Origin of the sequence: Prevotella sp. HJM029 (assembly GCF_000599605.1) — a bacterium.
In the GTDB taxonomy this organism is placed as follows: domain Bacteria; phylum Bacteroidota; class Bacteroidia; order Bacteroidales; family Bacteroidaceae; genus Prevotella.
In genome coordinates this window covers 156,452-174,840 of the sequence record NZ_KK082672.1, presented here as the reverse complement: position 1 = coordinate 174,840, position 18,389 = coordinate 156,452, and the positions used below count along the sequence as shown (strand labels likewise).

General features: G+C 47.2%; 10 protein-coding genes. 2 read left to right on the top strand and 8 right to left on the bottom strand.

Annotation, left to right across the window (positions count from 1 at the left end):
* Nucleotides 1-15: 15 nt before the first annotated feature.
* Together X919_RS0111720 and X919_RS0111715 are read right to left on the bottom strand one after the other, a co-directional pair.
* Nucleotides 16-1,443, bottom strand: a complete 1,428-nt coding sequence (locus X919_RS0111720) for a hypothetical protein (protein WP_028900276.1) — start codon at nt 1,441-1,443, stop codon at nt 16-18.
* A gap of 11 nt (nt 1,444-1,454) precedes the next feature.
* Nucleotides 1,455-3,719, bottom strand: a complete 2,265-nt coding sequence (locus tag X919_RS0111715) for a TonB-dependent receptor (protein ID WP_081759470.1) — start codon at nt 3,717-3,719, stop codon at nt 1,455-1,457.
* Nucleotides 3,720-4,210: 491 nt separating this feature from the next.
* Here X919_RS0111715 and X919_RS0111705 point away from each other — a divergent pair, with 491 nt between their 5' ends.
* Both X919_RS0111705 and X919_RS15380 read left to right on the top strand, forming a co-directional pair.
* A complete protein-coding gene (locus X919_RS0111705; protein WP_028900273.1) occupies nt 4,211-4,414 on the top strand; it encodes a hypothetical protein in 204 nt (67 codons plus the stop codon).
* 563 nt (nt 4,415-4,977) lie between these two features.
* On the top strand, nt 4,978-6,000 hold the full coding sequence (locus tag X919_RS15380) for a DUF6261 family protein (protein ID WP_051502527.1): 1,023 nt from the start codon (nt 4,978-4,980) through the stop codon (nt 5,998-6,000).
* Nucleotides 6,001-6,180: 180 nt separating this feature from the next.
* On the opposite strand, the gene X919_RS0111690 is transcribed toward X919_RS15380, so the two are convergent.
* The 6 genes from X919_RS0111690 to X919_RS0111665 form a co-directional block, all read right to left on the bottom strand.
* The gene (locus X919_RS0111690) at nt 6,181-8,712 is read right to left on the bottom strand and encodes a zinc-dependent metalloprotease (RefSeq protein ID WP_028900272.1); all 2,532 of its coding nucleotides are present in this window, start codon (nt 8,710-8,712) and stop codon (nt 6,181-6,183) included.
* Nucleotides 8,712-11,258, bottom strand: coding sequence for a zinc-dependent metalloprotease (locus X919_RS0111685; protein ID WP_028900271.1), 2,547 nt, complete (start codon nt 11,256-11,258; stop codon nt 8,712-8,714). Before X919_RS0111685 ends, X919_RS0111690 begins: the two co-directional genes overlap by 1 nt.
* Before the next feature lie 19 nt (nt 11,259-11,277).
* Nucleotides 11,278-12,702: a PKD-like domain-containing protein gene (locus tag X919_RS0111680; protein ID WP_028900270.1), complete on the bottom strand. Its 1,425-nt coding sequence runs from the start codon at nt 12,700-12,702 to the stop codon at nt 11,278-11,280.
* Nucleotides 12,703-12,832: 130 nt separating this feature from the next.
* Nucleotides 12,833-13,537 (bottom strand): DUF4843 domain-containing protein, encoded by a 705-nt coding sequence (locus X919_RS0111675; protein WP_028900269.1) that lies wholly within the window; start codon nt 13,535-13,537, stop codon nt 12,833-12,835.
* A 30-nt stretch (nt 13,538-13,567) separates the two neighbouring features.
* Nucleotides 13,568-15,013, bottom strand: coding sequence for a RagB/SusD family nutrient uptake outer membrane protein (locus tag X919_RS0111670; RefSeq protein WP_028900268.1), 1,446 nt, complete (start codon nt 15,011-15,013; stop codon nt 13,568-13,570).
* A gap of 14 nt (nt 15,014-15,027) precedes the next feature.
* Nucleotides 15,028-18,291, bottom strand: coding sequence for a SusC/RagA family TonB-linked outer membrane protein (locus tag X919_RS0111665; protein WP_028900267.1), 3,264 nt, complete (start codon nt 18,289-18,291; stop codon nt 15,028-15,030).
* Nucleotides 18,292-18,389: the final 98 nt, after the last annotated feature.

Here is an 18,389-nt window from a genome sequence, read left to right as displayed (position 1 = left end):
TGCTTTGTTTTCGTGCTACATTAAAACAAGATGATGTCTATATTGGGTGAAAAAAGACGCAGGATTATTGAGCATGCGCCAAAGCGCGTGAGCATCGGCCTGCGGATAAAATCGCTTGATATCGGCACAACATTGCGTCTCGCCGTCGCGCGTGTCGGCCAAGATACGCACCGACAGCGGGTAATCGATGTCGAAGCTATCCCATCCGGCCTGCAATTGGTTGAAGTTCCACAGATAGTCGTGTTCGCTGTTCTCCGTATTGCAGTATTTAGCTGGCCGCTCGGCTTCGCCTACGTGCTGTTGCCCCTTATTGAGGATATGGCAGATTTTGATTTGCAACTGAAACGCCATTCTGCCCTGCTTGAACTGCATGATACCCTTAAATCCTAAGCGGTCGAATGGCGCGCCAGCTTCTAAGCTTCTCCCTTGTCGCAATAAGCCCACCGTCTCGCCATAGCGTTGGCGCGGTGCGTCGGTATCGGGGTCGATGAAGTCGTCGTTGTAGGCATCAAGGAATGTTTTACCCAATTCCTCCTCTACGGGATCGGTATCACGGTAGTCGTAGGTGAAAATCTCGGGTGTGAGCGCATTCAACTTCATCATGTCGATGGCGCGATAAAGTGAGTAGCTCTGCCCATCAGGCGCGACATAAGGTAACATGGCTTCGGGCTTTCCCGATCGTTCAATTGCCACCCACGACAAGTTTTCGTCATAGCGTACTTGGTTTTGTCCCAATGTGAAATGCGCTGGTGCAAAGATATTCACAGCCGAATACTTTGATGCGGGCTCGGCTTGCGCGCCCTCGCCACGAAAAGTATAGCGGTCATAATAGGTGGAAGGCTGCTCTAACGTGCGCGGATAGGCCAATTGAATGCCGCGGACGATTTCTTTATCGTCTTCCTGCCGCTGATCAAGCGAGGCATTGCCGACAGTGAAGAAATGCTGATGGACGAGAAGTGTGGCATTGTCCTCATCAGGAATATTCACCCCGTCTTTATCCTTTTTATAGGGATAACCCGAGAATTGATGGTTGATGAGTAGCCCATTCTGGTCGTAATAACGCAGTTCCAACCCATAATAAATCTTGTCAGATGCCACGACATCGAATTGCTTACGTGCGGTAGTGATGACCATTTGTCCGTCATCGTCGCGCGCAATGTCAATCTCTTGCAGAATAGGGACGAGCGTGCTATCCCCCGTCACATGATAGGTGTTATAAGCGCGCACGGAGTCATCGCCATTGGGTCCCACGCCAACCAGTCCTCCTCGATAGCCCATGCGCAGGATTGCGTGTACAGCATAAATTTGATCGTGCCCTTTCACATCGCGCTCTATTGAGGAGGGCGGCGCTTGGATAATTCGCTTAAAAAAGTCGTCCACGCGCTCGTTCGAACAGCTCGCGAAGAGCAGCATCGCGCTAATGAAGATATACAATTGTTTCATTTTGCTCCGAATTAAAATTTATAAATGGTGCGCAGCGAATAATTCACGCCGCGTTCGTGCGCATAATAACGAAAGCGGTCGGTATACTCTTTATACAAGGCATTGAGCATGTTCTCACCCACGAGCATGATTTTCCATTGTCTTTTGTGGGCGAAATTTATCGAAAAGTCAAGCGTCCCGTTCAATAAGAAATAGCCCGCAGGCGAGTCGCTCACCAAATCTTTATCGGGGTCGAAACGCCGTTGCTTCGTCACATAGATGCCCGAAAGCGAGAGCGATGCCCGATATTTCTTTCCACTCGAAAAGCTACGTGCGTAATTGCCCGAAAGGCCGTAACGATCCGACGGCATAAACGGGAGCCAATCATTGCGTGTGATATTGCGCGCAAACGTCCATTCGCCCTTGCCCACAAACGTCAAATCGTTCAGCGGCTTCACCGTCACCTCCACATCGCCGCCGTAGAGCCTCACGTTGTCTTGGTCGTAGATAAACTTAGGATATTTCCCGCTCGGGCGGTTCTGAAAGCGATCCTTTCCCGTTCCAATGTGGTCGTAGATGTAGCTGTTGATGCGCTGATAAAAGAAACTCGGCTCCACCGACAGCCATGGCGTGCGATAGCGAGCGCCAAAGACCGATTTATAGCCGCGTTCACTGGCCAAATGGCGGTTGCCCACCACCCAATAAGAGCCGTCCTGCAGACCGATGGCATAAAGCTCGTTGATATCGGGTGGACGCCACGACCAGCCCACATTCGCCCGAACGTCCCACTGTTCGTTAAACTGATAATGCCCAGCCAAGCTCGCCGTGAAGTTGCTATAGAGTTTAAAGTCGTCGTAATAAGTGTAGTTACTCAAACTCGTATAGCCATTGACCGACATCACACGAAAATCATAGCGTGCCCCCAGCGCACATTGCAACTTGCCAAACTGCGCCTTGTGCAGAAAGAAACCACCCATCGAGAGCGCTGCAAAGTTGGGCACAAAGGCGGGTTGCTTCGTGCCGGGATAGTTGAAATTGGTTTGATAAGTGTTCGACACCCCCGCCTCGGTCGACATATTCCACAATCGCCATTTGGCATGCCACAACACATCAAACTTATAGGTTTTGAGGATTAAATCCTGCACGGGAATCCAACTCCACTGATCCTTTTTACGATTTTCAAACTCTTGTCGCAAATTCTCCTGAAACGACAGCGTGAAATCCACTTGATGTTGCTTGCTGAGCGCCCATTTCAGCTCGCCCTTGAGCGTCACATGCTGCGACTGTTGAAACGGCGGTTTGATGCGATAGGAAAACGGAAAGAAACTCTCGGGATCGGGACGTCCATATTCAAAACGCTTCAGCAACTGATCTAAATCAGATATTTTGCTCGCATAATAAATGCCACTGCGCTGATAATAAATACTCGAGAAGAGCGTTGCCGTAAGCTTGCGCCCTTGCCAGCCAGCCATGGCCGACAAACTAATGGTGTTGTAGCCCGTGTTGTTGAGCAAATATTCGGCCGTGCGATAATCGCCGCCGCGCGTGTACATACCATGCAAGCGCAACGCCACCTGCCGATAGCCCATCTCCACATTGCCACTGCCACTCACGCCGCGCGCATTGGTGTCGTAGCCAAGGTTCACCGTGCCGCGCACTTTGCCACGCTGATAGCCATAAGGCAGCGGCGCATCGTTCATCAACACGATTCCACCCATCGCACCAAAGCCGTAGCGAATGCACTCGGCACCTTTCACCACTTCCACCATGCTCGAACCCGTATAATCCAACTCGGGCGCATGGTCGGCACCCCAGCTCTGGCTCTCCAAACGCACACCATTATTAATGAGCAAAATGCGACTGCTATGCATGCCCTGAATCACAGGCTTGGCAATGGTGTTGCCCGTGCTGATGGAACTCACGCCGGGAATGCTCTCCAACATCTTGGCCAACGAATTGGCACCACCTTTCTCCAACGCCTCAGCATCAATCGTAGCCGACTGTTGCAGCACATCGGTGTGGCGTTTCTGCGCCGTCACCACCACATTGTCGAGCATCTTGGCATCCTCCTGCAGCAACAGCGTCAGCGTTTGCCCATTGCGAACCGTCACCGTGCGCACCACGCGCTTATATCCCACCGAAGACACCTCGATTTTCGTTTGCCCCACGCCCTGTTTGAAACGCAGCGTGCAGCGCCCATCGCCATTGGTAGCCGCGCCCGAGAGCGCCCCATCGCTTTGCACCGTCGCCCCCACAATAGGCTCGTGCGTGCTGGCCGTCTGAATAATAAATGTCATTTGCGGGTTGTCATCGCCAGCAGCAACATGCACCACAAAGCCATGCGCACTGCCCAGCACAACCCCAATCCACAGGCATAGCCCCGCCGCCAACCATCGCAGTAGACCGTGATAGCGACAGGCAGATTTAATCTTTGATTGTAAAAGGAAAAACATATTTTAAATTGTTTCTAATGAAAAAAATAACTAATGTTTGGCCGCTTCGTCCGCCCCATCGCATCGTGGTTTGGCACGCAGCGCAAAAAAGTATTGCAAAGGTAGAAAGTTCATAGAAAACTCGCAATACCTAAAAATAGGTAAAAACCCAACGCGCGACACGCTTCTCCGCCACAATTTCACCGCATTTAGCCAACCTCCAGCCGCCACAACAGCCTTTTCCACAGAAAACTCTCCATTGCAAACCCCGAAATAGAAATGGAATTGCAGTTGCAATCGTCAATAAATCAAAACGCGATTATAATAGCCATTCTGCAGCTATAAAACCGTAGAAAATGAAATGCAACATATTACCTACAGATGCGGAACAAGCAAAAATAAAAGAAATTAGCTATCTGCAAGTGCAGAACACTAAAAGCAAAATGCGATGGTGGTTTTGCATGCGCGGAACACTGAAAGCAAAAGGCGATTGTGGTTTTGCAGGTGTGGAACAAGCAAGAGTAAAAGGAAATGGGCTATCTACAGGCGCGGAATGCTAAAAGTAAAAAGAGATGGTGGTTTTGCAAGTGCGGAATAAGCAAGAGAAAAAAGAAATGGGCTATCTACAGGCGCGGAACGCTGAAAGCAAAAGTAAATACGCTATCCGCAAGTGCGGAACGCTAAAAACAAAATACAATGACAGGTTTACAGATGCGGAATAAGCAAGAGCAAAAGAAAATATGCTATCTGCAAGTGCGGAACGCTAAAAGCAAAAAGCGATGGTGGTTTTGCAGGTGTGGAACAAGCAAGAGCAAAAGGAAATGTGCTATTTGTAGGTGCGGAACGCTGAAAGCGAAAGGCAATAGATGATTATACTATGGTGGATGATAAAAAATAAAATATGATAGTACTGGTGTACCTATAAATAATGAGTATTGTTGTTCATAATACTTGTTTTGCAGCGGTGGAAGAATTGAAAATGATAGGTTGTGAATGAGGAACGGGCGTGATTATGGGAAAAAATAAAAAAAAGTAGGCATCGCGAGTATCACCTATTAGAAAATTCTATATTTTTGCATAGCTGCTTATGCAGAATATTACATTGATAATAAATCTAAATCAAATGAATGAGCTGAAGACTTTACGAAAGAGTGACCTCCAGAACTTGGAGCATTATCAATTTGCTTTTCACCTTTTGACGATGGCAAAAGAGGCTAATGTGGAGAAATTAGGGCAATGGCTGCCATTTTTGGAACGCGCGCTTGCTGCTGAAGATGAGGCGCTCAATCCCAAGAAGGCCAATGTGAAGGAGGAGCCATTGCGCGAGTTGGACAACCGCCGTGTGAATGGTTACAAGGCTTTGCAACATGCGGTGAAAATGGGAAAGCACAGTGAAGATGTGGCCGAGCAAGAGGCTACGAAGGTGCTGACCGAAATCATGTCGCGCTATCCAGGAATTGTGCGTATGAATTTTGATAAGAAAACGGGAGGGCTGAGCAATCTGGTGACCGATTTAGCTGAGCCCGAAGCTGTGAAAGCCCTAAAAACATTGCATGCCGAAACGATTGTGAAGCGCATTGCCAACCGCAACAAAGCGTTTGACGAGGCGTTTATGCGCAGGTTTAAGGAAGATAAAAAGCAGTTTAACATGAAAAAACTTCGGCAGGACACCGACAAGGCTATCGCGGTTATCTTGCGCGCCATTGATGCCTTGGATCTTCTCGAGCCTTCGGAAACCATCACGCAGCTCATCTCGCGCTATAATCAATTGGTTGACAATCGTCGTGCGCTGCTCAAACAGCGGAAAATGAATCGCGTTAAAACGGCGACGGCAAAGGTTGAGGAGCAGCGCGAAATGCTCGAACCGATGTTTGACGACTTAGCCAAACAACTGGGCACAGCCGCTGTGCATCTGCACTACACGGGACGGAGCGTGGGCTCGGGTGCTCGGAAATACTATGAATTGCGTGTCGACGACCATTCGGATTGCATTTGGGTGAGGCGGGTGCGCAAACGATTGGTGGAAGTGGCGAGAGCCGATTTGCCGAAAGCTGCAAAACGATTTTTGAACCGCGAATGGGGCGAATGGGGCATCATACAGCATAAAACCATAGATGGGATAGACGGCATGATGCCATCTACATAACCGCGCATCGCTTTCTTCCTTGCGCCTCCATCGACCATGGAGATGTGGCGGCAATAGGTGCTGCTACGGGATTGCTGGCCATTAAAGTGGCTTTTACCGCTCATTATCTTAACCTATGAGGGCGAAGATGCTATTGTGCATCCCCGCCCTCATGGGTTTTGTCGCCAGCGTGCCGCTCAACTAACTGTTGAGATAGCGCAACACGCGGGCGTAGAGCAATTCGTAATGGGCTTTGACGGCCGACGAACGGGTGGTGGCGATGCGCGCTTCCAACAGCTGTTTGAGCTGCTGCGCGTAGTGGAAAATATATTCGGCAGTGCGGTCGACGGTCTCAGTCCACATTGATTCGGGCTCACCATACCCACTACCAAAGCTAAGGAACGCCACGCTATCGGGCGCGTTGGTTTGCAGGCTGCGCACCTTGCCGATTTGCTTCACCTCGTCAACATTCTGGCGCAACTTCTCCACATAGATGTTTTGCAGCGAACGATCGATCTCGTCTAAGTTCTCATCGCCCGCCAGCGTCTTTGCCCACACGTTTCGATACACGTCGTCGCAATATTCCAATGGCGAGTAAGACGTGGAATCGAGGTAATAGGTCAGCGCCAGACGCGGCGTGGCTGAGAGGGCATATTCTTGCACACCGCTCTCGAGCATTTTATAAGGATGGTTGTTGAGCTGCGGCAATCGCTGTTCGATTTCGGGTACTCCACGTTTGCCAAAGCGACGAGCTTCGTCCAACATCCACAAGGCTGCGGCGCGTTGTTGCACTTTGGGCACTACCTGATAGCGCGGGAGACCCGACGATTCGGACGACTGCAAGAGATGGATGCCGCTGATGTGGGCATAGACGTTGCGCATGTAGCCATAAGATTGCGAGGCCATGGCACGATAGAGTTCGGCCTTGCGCGTGCCGTCTTCGCCGTCGGGAATCCATTCATCAAAGTGTTTTAAGATGTAGGTGAGGTTTTGCAACCCATAATTGCTCGACTTCACAGGGTCGTTGCCCAAATCTTCTTCGATAGAAGAATCGTCATATTTGATGCCCGTTTGCTGCATGCCATAACGATACATGGGGTCGTTGGCATGGGCTTCGACGAGCTTGTTGAGCGGCGCGATGTCGTCTTTGTAGCTCTTGGAATGAGGGAACACGCGATAGGCCCACTCCAAAGCATAGTAATCATAGACGCCAAGGAAGGGCGGTTCCATTGCCACGCCGTTGTCGGTGGGCTGCGCTACGTAGTTGAAACGCGCATAATCCATGATGGAAGGTGTGGTGCCATATTGCTGTGTGAAGGTAGCCGACCGCAGCGAATCGGTAGGAAATGCTGCCGAAGCTCCCATGTTATGGGGGAAGCCGAGTGTGTGACCCACCTCGTGTGCGATGATATATTCGAGCGTCGAGGCCATCAAACTGTCGGGCAGGGTCACGGCACGTGCAGCAGGGTCGCGCTGCGCCGTCTGCACAAAGCGCCAGTTGTTAATGGTGTTCACCACATCGTTGTAGACCAATACGGTGGCCGTGACAATCTCGCCCGTGCGCGGATCAACCCAGGAAGGTCCCATAGCATTCTCCACAGCCACCGGCAAATAGCGAATGCACGAATATTTAAAGTTGTCGGGATCGAATGAAGGGTCGTCGGTAGGGAAATCCTTTACCTGCATCACATTCTTAAATCCAATGCACTCGAAAGCCTTATTCCAACGCAAGATTCCAGCCTTAATGGCCTTCTTCCATAATGCTGGGAAGGTGTTTTCTACATAATATACGATGGGTTTCACGGGTTCGGTGAGTTGCCCCGCGAAATAAGCGGCCGTGTCTTTAGGCTCTATGCGCCAACGGTTGATGAAACTCACCCGCTCAATAAGCCCATTGTTGACAATGGATTTCGGCGTTAAGAACATGCCCACACGTGTGTCACTCAACCGAGGCTTCATAGCTTTCTCGGGCAGCAATGCCAACGTGAAGTTCACCCCAATAGAAACGGGATAATTGCCCACCGCCACATTGCCACTCCCACCGCTCATGTTGGTGATGTAATTGCGTTCCATTTGCACACAGGCATTGGTGTCGAACACCTTCATTGCCGTCACACGCGACAGATTATCCTTTAAATCGGCATCCACACGAAATGGACCTGCAGACTTAGAGATGACGGGGAAATAGCGGCTTTCGCGCAAGAACAGCGACGAAGCATCGAAGAGAATGCCTCCCGTTTTCTTGTTACGCGCCTTGATGGGGAACGTAAAGAAATCGAGGTTGCGATAGTTCTGCTCTTCAGAACGCTTTGGCGTGTTGCCTGGCAGCGCATCCATCATCTCAGAATTCACCGCCTCCATCACAATGGCACTATCCTTTTCAATAAAGCGAATGTGCGTCAACGCTCCATTGTTAAATCCCAGTTCGGCAAACTGCGGATTGGAAACGGATGAGATGGTTGCGCCGATGAGCATGTCGCGCCCCAAGGTCTGGGGCGGTAACTCTACCAAGAGCCTATCTTCTGTGCGATAAAACGAGATAAAAGACCCCTTAGCCGAATCGGTCTTGGCATCCGAAATAGCACGTGTATAAGCATCTTTCACCACCATAGGCGTGGCTTTCTTTTTCTTTTTAAAGAAAGGAAAAGCCTGCGTAGAAAGCGAAAAGCCGAGCGAAACAACGAGCAGGGTCGCACCTAAAACGGCACGCTTAGAGACATACTTATGTTGCATCATTTCTTCACCTCCATGGTTTTGTTCAACTTAAACAGCAACATCTCATAGTGCGTCTTTGCAGCAAGAGGTAAATTAGTCTTCAAACATTTCTGCAACAAGGGGCGCAAACGCAGCAAGCTGTTATAAAAATAGAGCTCAGAGTTGTCAGCAATGTTAAGATCCACATTGGGAGAGAGGTTTAATCCAGGATCACCAAAGCCTGGTGTAGTGCTGGTTTCAGCCTGCATAAAGGCTGCTCTCCCACCCGACGCGCCTGAAGAACTTCCACTACCCGTCACCTTCGAAACGGCTGCTTGCGCATAGTTCATAAATGTGCGCTGCATGATGCGTTCGCCTTGTGATGGGGCACGCTGCTCTGCAGCACTCTTAAAGAACACGTTAAACACGTCGTCGAAATAATCTTTCTGCGAGTAGGTGGCTGGATTTAAATAGGCCGACACGGCAACACGTGTGCGGGCAGCCAAGATTTCATAAGCCATATACTCCAACGATTGGTCGTAATAGCTCACAGCCATAAACCCTTTACGCTCGAAAGCGCGGTCAGCATAGTCGGTGAAATGCACCGCCTGTTGCAAAACCCATTGCAAAGAACGTTGCTGAAGCGCCTTGGAAACCACCTGATAGCGCGGCACTCCCGACGAAATCTTCATGTTGTTGATATAAATACCTCCCACATTGCTCAACACTTGCTGGAAAAGTGCATAGCGTGCTTGCGAAATTCCCCAATAAAGTTTTTCTTTTATACGGCTGTCTTCATCATGCTTAATCCAAGAAGTCAGTCCCTTTTGGGCGATACTCAGGTTTTTATTCGTGTAGTTAGCTGTTGCAATGAAGTCACTTCCCAACAAACTTGACTGTGCACGCGGATCCCATTTGTTATAGCGTGCATCATAATATCTGAGACGAGGATTTTTGATTTTGCTATCAACAAAAGCCTCCAAAATCTTCTTTTCCTCATTGATAGAGGTCTGCTCGGGATTGAAATAACGATAATTCCAATTGATGGTGAATGCGTCATACATACCGATGCCCGCAGGAACCAAGCGTACGCCCTTATCCATAGGTTGTGCAATGGTGTTATAATGGAAATCGTCCATCACCGAAGGCGTCAGCCCCATGCTCGTTGTGAAACGTGCATTACGCAGCGAGTCGGTGGGATAAGTGGCCGAGGCACCAGGATTATCCAAAAGACCTAACATGCGACCAATCTCCTTTGTAACCAAGAAAGATAGCGCTTCGGCAAACTTTGCTTCGGGCAAACGATTTGAACGCACAGAAGGATCAACAGCAGCCGTCTCAACATAAGATTGCCGGTGCAACAACGTTTCTACATTTGAATAGATAAACATCGAAGCCTCCATAATCTCTCCCGTGTTAGGATTGACATGAATATCACTCGAAGGCAGAGCCGATGCACCACTCGGAACATAGCGAATGCACGAATACTCAATGTTATCAGGATCGAAATCACCACGCTTTTGTGGGAGGTCTACTACCTCTATCGCATTCTTAAACCCTATTTTTTCAAAGGCCTTGTTCCACTGTAACACACCCTCACGAATGGGTTTCTTCCAGTTTTCGGGGAAGGCATCGTCCACATAGAAACGAATGGGCACTACGGGTTCAGTCAATTTTCCCTTAGCATAGCCTTTTTTATCTTTTGGAACCAAATTCCAACGATGTGCATAAAAAATGCGTTGACTCTTTGTTCCGCCATTAGGAATTTCCAGACGAACCGATGAATTCACACCAATACGCGAATCCATGATACGTGGGCGCATGGTACTTTCGGGCAATAAAGCAACGGTATAACTTACTCCTACAGTCGTTGGCATCTCACCTCCAATAGGCATTGACATCAATGATTTCGAAATGCCATACGAGAAATCGTTTGTAATGGTGAGGTTCGTGTCAAAGCTCTTCACCGAACGAATGAACGACAACTCTGATTTTGGTGTCGCTTTGAGCGCATAATTCCCTTTTTTGGTAGGCATCACAGCCAACGCACTATTGGGCTTTCCCAATAAAGACGTTACATCAAACACCACCGCACTGCTGTCGTTGGAATAGGCTGCGATGTTAAATCCATTCCAAATGGCATCACGATAAGTCAACGCCAACGCACCTTTGAGTTGGGTATCAGCGCCATTATCTTGAAACAACACATTATTGGGTGTCTTCATCACAACCGCACTATCTTGGATATCGAAATAAAATAGGATAGGATTAAAATTGTGCGCTCCCACAACAACATAATCGGGATCGGTTGTCGACACAATCGTTCCCCCCAACATCATTTGCTTTTTAAGCAATGTCCGGGGCAATTCAAAATAAATACGGTTGTCCATCTTGTGCACGGTAATAAACTTACTGCGCGCTGTCTCGGTCTTCTTGTCCTTAAAAAGACGGTCATATTTCGTTTCCTTTTTAGGCTTTGAAGCCGAAAACGCTTGAAAATTTCCTGCGCAGACCACAGGCGTTTGTAGAGAGAAGAGAAGCAATAAAGCTCCCCCCAAAGAAGATTTAAACACTGAAAAATTCATGTATTAATTTCCTATAATATTAATTTCGATATAACATCTTCACAATTTTCCCTGTAACATTGGGCTTCTGCCAAAGCAAGGTGTTGGCTTGTAAATCATAACAATAAAGATTTCCAGGCAGTGTTCCTGTGGTGCTATTTGTTGCAACATACAATTTATCATCGTCATCAGAGAACACCATGTCGACAATCGTTTCTGTAGCGCTCCCCACAGTGAACAGCGGTGTGGTTGAAATGGATGTACCAGCCAGCACATTGTGCGCATAAATCTTGTTTCCTGCAGTGAAATAAACGAGGTTCTTGCTGCGTGCTGTGCGAACGATTGAGCTGGTTGTGATGCCTGTTGCAGCAGGAATTTCGGCATGATAGAACACGTTGGGCGCAATACGTCGGCTGGCATCTGCCGAATAATAGCCTGGGAAAAGATGCGTAAGATAGTATTTTCCTGTCGTTGTATGATGGGTAACAACTGCTAAATTACGCTGTTTGTCAACACCTCCCATGCCCACTAACGTTTCATCAGTGAAGGTTCCGTGCACAATTTCCTTAGGAACAACAGTGGATTCAATACCATAAGCTAACAATGCACCACGTGAATTATCGAAATAAGCATCAGCATGTGCATAGAATAAATCATTTCTCCACCAAGGAGCCATTACGTTTGCAAACGTGGGAACATAGCCCAATACCGTGCTAAAGTTTCCCGTCTTGGGCACAAGGTTGGTCGAATTCACCGCTAAAGAATACAATCCACCATCGATAATCAACATAGACAGGTATTCACTGGTGTTCGAACTACGCACAATTTGTGACACACGTCCAGGCGCATTGGTCTTGAATGTTGACACCATTTCATAGCCATCCAATTGATAGATGGTTGAAGGGTTACCAGCTGCCAACACTAAAATATTATTATCTTGGTTGCCTAAGCTCTTGTTCCAAGTCATGGAACAAGGTGCACCAAAGGTAATTCCTGGATTATTGGGTGCTAAAACATCTAACTCAAAATGCTTTCTCGAGGCATCGGAAGGCACATAAGTCAAAATGGCATGGTTATCTTTCTCAGCCAAAACAAACAGACCTTGAGTATAGGCAAACTCCACATTGAGCGAGAATTCATAAAGCTGTATGTTCTGCCCATTGGTAATCTTCAACCGACAGGGATAGATACCCGATTTCGTACACGTATAACTTAAAGTGGGCTGCGTTGACACCTTTTGGTGATTTACTTCCCATTCATAGGTGACAGGCAATTGAGCGTTGGTCTGAACCACAGAGGGTGAAAGGTTTAACACTTCACCTTGGTTCAACGTATACGTCTTCTCCAAAGGAGTCTGCAAACTTAATTGCGACACATTGTCATGTCCATAGGTAGAATCATCTTTGATACACGAACTCAAAAGGAGTCCGAACAATCCCACTAAAAATATATATTTTTTCATCATCAGTTTTCTTTATTTTACAAGTGTGCCATGCACTACTACTTAAAACATTATGAAATGTTCTGTAATATGTGGCAAATTGCATTACAAAAGCATAGCAATTGTCCACTAATATACTGCAAATTATATCATCTTATTCAGGATGTGCCCTAAAATAGGCAATCACCTTCTGCACATTTCTATACAATTGTGTAATACCACTTCTACCCATGGCCTTTTCAACTTCTTTTGGATCGTTGTTATAATAGGATAATAACATCCGATATTTTGCAGGAGTGAAAGCGGGCATACCAAAATAAGCTCTCAGATAACTATCCCACCATGTGGGTTTCTCCAAAACATTATCAAACGTGATGGTGTAATTCAACTTGTCGGCAAAGCGTGTACCTACTTCCGAAGAAGGTTCTAAACGCAATACCAAGCGAATATGATCGTTTTGCGTATCGCTAAGATGGTCACGCAATAACACCACGGGATAATTCACATAACCGCTATCTGCAGGTATGGCAGGCTGTTGCTCAGGCAACAAGAAATGCACCCCTTCTTGCGCGGTACTCTTACTATCTACCACAATCTTAATTGCCTGTGGCGCAGCTTTCAACCGCCCAGCTAAATCGACACGCACATTAATGGTCTCGCGTGTAACGGTTGTTGGCAGCGTACCAAAGGAGAAATTGGTAAGTGTATCAGCATCATTTTTAGCATGAAAATAGACCTGATTTTGAGAATCATATTCGCCCTTTTGGGCATATTCACCATCATAATCTACTGTGGTGCACGCTTGAAAGGCCAACATGGTCAGCCCCAAAGCAAATGTATATTTGACAGACTTCTTCATATTATTCATTCGTTTATATTATAAGACTATTTATGGATTACCATATTCACGCTCTCTATCGGGCCAAGGCAAATTGAAAATGTCATTGGTAGGCTGATAGGTGTCGATGTTTCTAAAATCGGTAAAGCTTTGATTATAATGCTTCAGCGCATAGAACGTCTGCCCCATTCCTGGAAATTCGCGTCTCCGCTCCAACAGCATTTCGCTCACAAATTTAGCTTTTGAATCTACTCTTGTCGAGGCAATAGCTGCAAGCCCCCTACTCTTCCGCACTTGATTGAGCAAGCTGATAGCCTCGGTTGAATTGCTATCATAGACGCTCTCAGCCAAAATATAATACATCTCGGGCAGACTGATGAGCACAAAGCCTTTCAAAGCATCGGTAGACTTCGCCTCAGCATCATTCTGGATCAACCGAACAAAGCTAAAAGAGGACGTTCCACCCGAAGCATTTTCGCGGAAGAAATTGCTGTAACGAAGGTCGGAACTCAAAGCAGAGAAAGTGCTCGTTTCATACAAATCTTTCACATCGCGGCGCGCCTCCGTATAAGAACCCATACCCGTTGAGCGTAAGAACGTAGAACGAATGGCTTCACCTTTGGTATTGTTATAAACACCAAAAATCATCTCTTTATTGGCAGGAAAGCGCATCACTGCGTCGATGGTTGACGCACTATTCAATTTAAACAATTGGTTGGCGGCAATCACTTCGCGTGCACAGCGTGCGGCTTCAGTATAATTCCCCATCGCATAATATACCCGTGCTTTGGTAGCTTCCACCGCATATTTGTTGAAAAGCATCACACGCCCTTTGCTGTAATCGCGCTGGAATGTGCCGTCATAGCTTACATTGTCGTCATCAGCCAACAACGTTTCGGCCTCATTCAAATCATTCAAAATGAGTTGGAATGTTTCAAACAAGGTGTGCTTCTCCTTGTTTTTTAAATTGAACGTCGTAGCATAAGGCAATCCTTCGGTTGTGGCATTGCTGCGTGTATAGTCGTTGCAAAACAGGCGTGCCACATCGAAATGCAGGAAAGCACGCAGCCCCAAACATTCGCCTTTCATGTGTTTACGCTCTTCGGGCGCAAAACTCTTTTGGTCAAGATGCACTAAAACACTATTAATATAAGCAATGGCTTCATATTGTTTAGCCCACACTTTATCAATCACATTGCGCGCTTGTTGATTGCGATAGTCATAATGGTTGAAATGATAGGTGAGTTCTTGCGGATTGTCATAGCCAAATTGCTGTCCTATCTGGTCAATCATACCCCACGATAAGTTTTCTCCATAGAGGTCTCCTGAAGCCATTTTAGCATAGATTCCAAACATAGCATCCTCGAAACCCATCATATCATCGAACATCTTATTTTCCTCTAACTGCCCTTTAGGTTGCACATCCAAAAAGTCGTTGCACGATGAAAATGCGACAACCGAGAGGAACAGGCAGACATATTGATATATCTTTTTCATTCTTATACCATTTTTTATAGTGAGAAACGTACTGAGAACTCTACACTTCTGTCGTAAGGATAGGACAAACCGCGTTCGCGTTTTGCTGTAGAGAGATAGAATAAATCATTGGTGAGCAACTCTAAATACATGCGGCGCAAACCATATTTCTGTAGCCATGCCACAGGAACTTCATACGAAAGCGACAAACTGCTCATGCGAAGATAGTTGTTCTTCTCAATGAAGCGTGAAGTCTGATTAGGTGTTGTGGTGTCATCAATACGTTTAAAGCGTGCAATGGTGCCCATTTCTTTCCAACGATCACTCAGCACACGGCGGTCGGCATTATACTTAGGATTGGCACCTTCGACCTTCGAAGCCAATGTTTCATTATACAAGGCACCACCAAAAGAGTATTGGAAAGAGGCGCTCAACGCGAAATTGCGATAGGTGAGATAGGAGTTGATGGCACCTATGCCATAAGGATTGCTATCGCCAAAGATGACTTTGTCGTTAGGACTATACACAAAGGTGTATTGCCCGTTGCGCTTGATATAAACCTCTTGTCCTGTGATGGGATCGATACCTGCAGAAGGAACAACCTTAATCGCTGTGAGCGACTGGCCCTCTTCATACACAGGAAGCGGCGCTACGCCACCTTTAGCAAGGTTTTTCTCGTTTTGTTCGCGCAGCGCATTACTGATTTTCTTGATTTTGTTCTTATTATAAGAATAGGTGAACCCAATGGACCATTGCCAATCTTTATTCTGAATGGGGATGGTGCGCAGGCGCATTTCGAAACCTTTATTCTCTACCTCACCAATGTTTTCACGCGATGTAGTCACACCGATAGAGGGTGCTTTCGTAATATCTAAAAGCAAATTGTCGGTGTTCTTGATGTAATAGTCGGCCGAGAGGTCGATTCTTCCACGCAAGGCGGTGAAGTCAACACCAATATTCGTACTCAAAGTACGTTCCCATTTCAAATCGGGATTACCGATGGTGATGGGCACAGCACCTGTTCCTTTTCCATAATTCAAGCTGTTGCTGTAACTATAAGTGGTCAGTGCTTGATAGGGATTGAAGTTGATATTACCCAAATAACCCACGCTGGCACGGAGCTTCAGCAACTGAATGGGCAACCCTTTCATAAACTTTTCGTTGTGAAGGTTCCATCCACCGCCCACACTCCAGAATGGTGCGAAGCGCTTGTTTTTACCAAACTTTGAAGAGCCCTCGTAACGATAAATCAAGTCTAAGAAATATTTGTTATCCCAAATGGTGTTGGCATTGACAAAGAAACCTACACCACGCGATTGCGTATCGGAACCCGATGGGTGGCTGTTGAGTGCATAGGTCGATGCAAAACCGGGATGCCCAAGCTTGTCGGAATAGAAACCGATGGAGCGATAGCCTGCAGCATCAACCGAAGATGACTCGATGCTGCTGCCTCCCATAGCCGTTAAAAATAGCTTCTTAAAGATGTAATCACTATAAGAGAGCATCACTTTCCCTTGATAGGTAGTTGTGTTCACCCAGTTATCATCTAAATAACCACGCTGATCGGCCGACTTTGTTAGAATCTCATTATACGAAAAAGGCGACGTGAAACGGCGCGAGTCCTGCTTGCTTCTGTCGATAGAAAAGTCGCCATCCAATCGGTATTTCTCACCAAACCAAATCTGCACGTTGGTGGTATTGAGGAATTCAAAGGTGTTGGTCTTACCATAACTGCCCAAAGAGGCTTCGTAAAGCGGGTTGGCAATGTCGTGATAGAACGACTTACGCAACTCGCCATCGGCCGTATAAGGATTTTCGTATGGATTTTGTTGTGCCCACGTCCCAAAATCACCATAAGGAGAAGTGTTGCTCGTTACCGACGAAATCGTAGCATTGTTCGATACAAAGAATTTGCCCGAAACATTGTAAGAGAGCTTGAAATTGGTGGAGAGACGTGTGCGATCCGACCCGCGCATGACACCGGCATCGTTACCATAGCGCACTCCGAGATTATATTTGGCACGCTCATCGCCACCATCCAAGCTCACGCTGTGGCTCTGCGAGATAGCATTGCGAAGTGGTTTCGACAACCAATCGGTGTCAACACCACGCTGCACCTCGTTGAAAAGCCTTGCATAATCACGATCCAACGTGTATTGACGTGTGGGGTCGCTGTCTTTAAACAAGCCCGCCAGACGCTCATATTCGAGTTTGTCGGCAGCATTGAGCAGATGATAATCGTGCAAATCGGGCGTCGAGAGGCGCACCGTTCCGCTATAATTCAGTTTCAACTTTCCACCCTTCAAAGCCTTGGTGGTGATGACAATGACACCCGCTGAGGCCTTGGCGCCATATAAAGCCGAGGCAGAAGCATCTTTCAACACCGTGACCGACTCGATGTCGTTCATATCCATATCGTAGACATATTCGGCAGAAACCTGCGAACCATCGACCACAAAGACGGGCGTATTGGCCTGCCCTTCGAAGGTGGCACGACCACGAATGTTGATATCGGCCAACTTATTGGGGTCGGAACCTTTGATATTATCGTCGAGCACCACCATACCTGGCACGAAAGCCGACAGGCTTTGCAGCACATTCTTTGTACCCATATTCATCAGTTGGTCACGATTGACTGCCACTTGCGCACCAGTAAACGAATTTTTATTCTTCGTGCCATAGCCCGTAACCACCACTTCTTGTATTTCGCGCGTGTCTTCGTGCATTACAATATTGCCCGAAGCGCCATTCTTTACTACCTTGGTGATGGTTTTATAGCCCACTGACGACACGGTGATTTTTGCCTCTTTCTTATCGCTCTGCACCTGATATTCACCATTCACATCGGTTACCAAGCCTCCATTCACGCCTTCCACACGAATGATGGCACCAATTAGAGGTTCGCCATTGCTATCGGTTACTTGCCCATAGAATCCTTTTTTGCGCTGATTGGCCTTGCTACTACCCAAATAAAGCGTGCTTCCTTCTACATGATAGGTAAATGGAAGTTGATTGCTCAGGGTGATGAGCAAGCTCGACAACGGCTGTTCACGCACATCAAAGCTAACGCCTTTGAGTGCCTTCACATCGTTATCCTCATAGGAAATAGTCAAACCCGTTTGACGAGCAATTTCGTTGGCAAACGTTTCAACTGTAGCCTCATGCAGTGACAAGGTTACTTTGGCGTCGGTAGGCGTCTGAGCCGAAGCCAGAAGTGCCAAAGGCCCCATACACAAAAGGCTTAGGAACAACAACATTCCTAAGCGATGGATGCATTTAATATTCTGCAATTTTCTCATTATAATGGGAATTTTAATAGGTGGAATACTAATTTATTATGATGCCATGCGAAGAAATCAAGCTGTCGCAAGGCTATTGATGATACCTTTTTTATATA